A 4,468-nucleotide genomic window follows, 5' to 3' on the forward strand; every position below is an offset into this window, starting at 1 on the left:
GGCGACGACCACCGCGGCCTCCTCGCCGTCCCGCGCCTGCCGGGCGCGGCCCTTGACGCCGGCGACGGCGGCGACGGCACCGATCAGGCACAGGACCCCGGTGACGGTGACGGCGGAGTGCAGACCGTTCACGAACGCCTGGCCGCTGCCCTCGACGACCGCGGCCCTGATCTGCGCCGGCATGTCGGAGGAGACCGGGGCGATGCCCATCGCCACGGCGTCCTCGGCCCTCTCCAGTTCATGGGCCAGGGACGCCGGGACGCCCGCCCCGGTGAGCTCGCCGAACAGCGAGGAACCGACCCTGCCGGCGATCACGGTGACCAGCACGGAGGTACCGAGCGCACCACCGATCTGCAGCATGGTCGACTGCAGCCCGGACGCCACACCGCCGTCCTCGACCGGCGCGTTGCCGATGATCGCGGCGGCGGTGGCGGGCAGCACGATGCCGACGCCCAGGCCCATCGCGAGGTACGGCGGCCACATCGTCGCGTAGGACGAGTCGACGGTCCAGGTGAGCATGGAGAACATGGCGGCGGCCGAGAGGACCAGGCCCAGCGGGATCGTGACCCGCGGCCCGAAGCGGGCGGTCAGCTGGGAGCCGATCGGAGAGGCGAACAGCGAGGCGATCGACATCGGCAGCGTGCTGATGCCGGCCTCGACGGGCGTGTAGCCGCGCACGTTCTGCAGGTACAGCATGATGAAGAAGATGCCGCCGAGCATGACGAAGAAGTTCAGCAGGGTCATGACGGCGCCGGTGGTCAGCGACCGGTCGCGGAACAGGCGCATCGGCAGCAGCGGGTGCGCCTGCCGGGTCTCGTACCGGCAGAAGACGGCCAGGAGCACCAGACCGAGGGCTATGGAGCCGAGGGTTCCGGCGGAGGTCCAGCCCCAGGTCTCGCCCTTGACGATGCCGAAGACGAGCGCGAGCAGACCCGCGGCGAGCAGGACCACGCCGGCGACGTCGAAGCGGTGGCGGCCGGCGGGGTTCCTGGACTCGGCGAGGACCGCCGCGCTGAACAGCAGCGCGACGACGCCGATCGGCGCGTTCAGGTAGAAGACCCACGTCCAGTCGACGTGCTCGACGAGCAGGCCGCCGAGGATCGGTCCCAGCGACGTCGAGACGGCCGAGACCATGCCCCAGATGCCCACCGCGAGCCCGAACTTCTTCGGGGGGAAGACGGCGCGCAGGATGCCCAGGGTGTTGGGCATCAGGATGCCGCCGCACAGGCCCTGCAGGGCGCGGAAGAGGATGACGCCCTCGATGCTGCCGGCCAGGCCGATGGCGACCGAGGTGACGACGAACCCGCCGACGCCGACGAGGTAGTACAGGCGCCGGCCGAACCGGTCGCCGAGCCTGCCGCCGAGGATCATCGAGGCGGCGAGCGCGAGCAGGTAGGAGTTGGTGACCCACTGCAGTTCCGCGGTGCTGGCCCCGAGGTCCTTGCCGATCGCCGGGTTGGCGATGGCGACGACGGAGCCGTCGAGCTGCACCATGAGCAGGCCGAACGACACTGCGAGCAGAGCGAGCCAGGGGTTGCCCCGGCGCGCGGACCCCGGCCGCACGGGAGCAGCCGTGGCCGGGGCGGAGTGATCCACGGGAGTGGACGCCATGAAGGGAGCCGTTTCTTTCTCGAAGGGGGACGGACGGACTGCGGGAAGAGGGGCCGCGGTTCCCGGCGAGCCCGGTCGCCCACCCGGCCGGAGGACGGGGCGTGGGGGCGCGCGGGGTCGCGGACGAGGGCTGCCCGGACCGGACCGCCGTGCGGCACGCGTGACTCCTGTGACGCCCACGGCGTTCGTGGCAGGGGAGAGGAGCGGCCCGGAGCGGGAAGCGGAACGCTTCGCCGCGGGGACCTGCGGGCGGGCCGGCGGCCCTGTCGTCAGCGGGCCGCGGAGCGGAGGTGGTGCGTGAGTGCTTTCAGCGCACCGAGCGCGGAACCGAGCGCGTCCATCTCCCCGTCGGTGACGGACCGCAGCGCCTGGCCGAGGTGGCGCTCCTCGAGGGCGCGCACCTCGGCGATCCGCTGCCGCGAGGACGCGGTGAGGTGGAGACGGGCGATCCGCTTGTCGGCGCCGTCCTGGCGGCGCTCCAGTTCTCCCCGCTCCGTGAGCTGGGACACCAGGGCGCTGACGTTGTTGGGCTTCATCAGCAGCGCCGAGGCCGCCTCGCCCACCGTGGCGCCTTCGTGCTGCGCGACGAACCGCAGCAGCGCGAGCTGCCCCTCGGGCGGCTTCGGGTGGGGGTACTCGCTCCCGACCCGCCGCTCCAGTGCCCGGTGCAGCGCCGGCAGGCACGCCGCGAGCTCGGCGGCCACGCGTGCGATGCGCTGATCGGAGGCACTGCTGTCGGGCATGTACGAGAGCATAGATATCTCGTCATACCTATGTCAAACGAGACGGGTGCCACGGCCGGTGAGCGTCCGGACGGGTCCCGGCCTAGTTGAGCAGGGCCCGTGCCGCCCGGGCCTGGGCGCGGACGTGCTCCGCCGCCGGCTCGTCCACCGCGGCCACCACCTCGGCGTACGCCTCCAGCTCGGCCGCGCCGTCGAGGAAGTCACCGCGCCGGACCAGCACCTGGGCCCGCTCGTACCGCAGCCGTGCCGGGTGCGAGGGGAGCAGCAGGGCCAGGTCCACCGCCCACAGGGCCACGTCGGACCGCTCCGGACGGGCGGCCGCCCACGCCCGGATGTTGTTCAGGACGCGCAGCACGACGTCCAGGGGATCGGCGGGCGTCAGCATCGACGCGTCCAGCGGCGCCCCCGTGGCCCCGACGACCAGCAGTTCCGCGTCGGCGCCGGTCAGCACCCGGCCCCCGTCGAAGGGATCGGCGAGCACCTGCCCCTCCGCCTCCCCGAAGCCGACGACGAAGTGCCCGGGCAGTGCCACCCCGTACACCGGCGCCCCCGCCCGCCGGGCCACCTCCAGCCACACCACCGACAGCAGGATCGGCAGTCCGCGCCGCCGCCGCAGCACCTCGTGCAGCAGCGAGGACTCCAGTCGCCGGTAGTCGCCCGGGGTGCCGTGGAAGCCGTACCGCTCGCCCAGCAGTTCGCGCAGCGCGAGCGCCCAGGCCCGGGGCGAGCCGGGCCGGTAGGGGAGTTCCCCGGCCAGCCGGTCCAGCTCGACCTGTGCGGTGTCCATGCCCGCCTCGTCCAGCGCGCCGTCCGCCTCCGCGCCGATCAGCAGGCACAGCGCGGACAGATCCGGTCGCTCGCAGCGGGCCTCCTCGGCGAACCGCCGCCGCAGCTCGGCGGAGCGCTCGGGGGGCGGGGGCCAGGGAGGACGCATAACCGGTTCGTGCCCGCTCACAGCGATCCGTCACCGGCCGGAGCCGATGATTCCGGCGCGCGGTAGTGGTGGTACGCGTGGTGCGGGGCGAAGCCCAGCCGGTCGTACAGCGCCCGCGCCCCCGCGTTGTCCTCCTCGACCTGGAGCCAGGCCGCCGACGCCCCCTCGTCCAGCGCCCGCCGGGCCAGCGCGGCCATCACGGCGGTCGCGAGGCCCCGCCGCCGCTGTGCCGGATCCACCTCGACCGCCGCGAACCCGGCCCACCGCCCGTCCACGACGCACCGCCCGATGGCGGCCGGGGCGTCCGGACCGGGCACCGTCGCGAACCACACCGAGGGGCCCCCTCCACTCCCGGGCTCTCCCCCACTCCCGGCTTCTCCCCCACTCTCGGCTTCGCTCGAGCGGGGGGACCCCCATGAGCGGGGGGACCCCCATGAGCGGGGGGAGCCCGGTCCCAGCACCTTCAGGGCGACCTCGCTCACCCCCTTGCGCCGGTACCGCGCCAGCCACGCCTCGTCGGCCTGCCGCGACAGCACGACCCCCGACGGCTCGCCGCGGTCCGCCACCGGCGCCAGCGCCCCGACCCACAGCTCGGCGGTCACCTCCCGCACCCAGCCCCGCCGCTCCAGCTCCGCGCACAGCAGCTCCTGCGTGCCCTCGGCGCCGGTCGCGGTCTGGACGTAGGCGGGCAGCCCCCGTTCGGCGTACCAGCGGCGTACGGCCGTCAGCGCCTCGTCGAGCGGCATGCCCGGGTCGCCGAGCGGCAGCACCGAGTTGGCGCGCCGCGTGAACCCCTCGGCACCCCGCAGCTCCCACTCCCCGAGCGGCTCGCTCTCCAGGGGCGGCCAGGCCCGCGCGGCGACCCGCGCCAGTTCCTCGTACGAGGCGGCCGGGCCCCGCCGGCGCGCCGGGGCGGGCGGCACGACCTTGCCCGCGACCAGCGCGGACTCCCCGATGCGCACGCTGTCCCCGTTCCTGCGTGTGAGACACAGCACACCGTTGTCCCATGATGTGAGAACACCGACCGTGTCGGTGAACCTCTCACCCGAGGGAGCATGTTCGTTCAAGCTCCGTACGGAGACCCGTTTTCCCACGTCAGCAGCGGTGATTCGGACCTCGAGGCGCCCGGCGGCAGAGAATTCCACAGGTCAGTTCACCCCTCCTGTTCGGATCATGCCCA

General features: G+C 73.8%; 4 protein-coding genes. All 4 read right to left on the reverse strand.

Annotated elements, in window-relative coordinates:
• Window positions 1-1,611, reverse strand: a 1,611-nt coding sequence (locus RIM90_RS30705) for an MFS transporter (protein ID WP_309064014.1), incomplete at its 3' end; no start/stop codon positions are given.
• Between the two features lie 269 nt (window positions 1,612-1,880).
• Complete coding sequence (locus tag RIM90_RS30710; RefSeq protein WP_309064015.1) at window positions 1,881-2,354, reverse strand: MarR family transcriptional regulator; 474 nt, start codon at window positions 2,352-2,354, stop codon at window positions 1,881-1,883.
• Window positions 2,355-2,436: 82 nt separating this feature from the next.
• Window positions 2,437-3,288: a transglutaminase-like domain-containing protein gene (locus tag RIM90_RS30715; RefSeq protein WP_309064016.1), complete on the reverse strand. Its 852-nt coding sequence runs from the start codon at window positions 3,286-3,288 to the stop codon at window positions 2,437-2,439.
• 17 nt (window positions 3,289-3,305) lie between these two features.
• Window positions 3,306-4,433: a GNAT family N-acetyltransferase gene (locus RIM90_RS30720; RefSeq protein ID WP_309064017.1), complete on the reverse strand. Its 1,128-nt coding sequence runs from the start codon at window positions 4,431-4,433 to the stop codon at window positions 3,306-3,308.
• Window positions 4,434-4,468: the final 35 nt, after the last annotated feature.

The organism is Streptomyces sp. (assembly GCF_031181555.1).
In the GTDB taxonomy this organism is placed as follows: Bacteria; Actinomycetota; Actinomycetes; order Streptomycetales; family Streptomycetaceae; genus Streptomyces; species Streptomyces fimbriatus.

Excerpts from the sequence above, each read along its gene's own strand:
- RIM90_RS30710 (WP_309064015.1), bottom strand. The coding sequence starts at position 2,354 with ATGCCCGACAGCAGTGCCTCCGATCAGCGCATCGCACGCGTGGCCGCC.
- RIM90_RS30715 (WP_309064016.1), bottom strand. The coding sequence starts at position 3,288 with ATGCGTCCTCCCTGGCCCCCGCCCCCCGAGCGCTCCGCCGAGCTGCGG.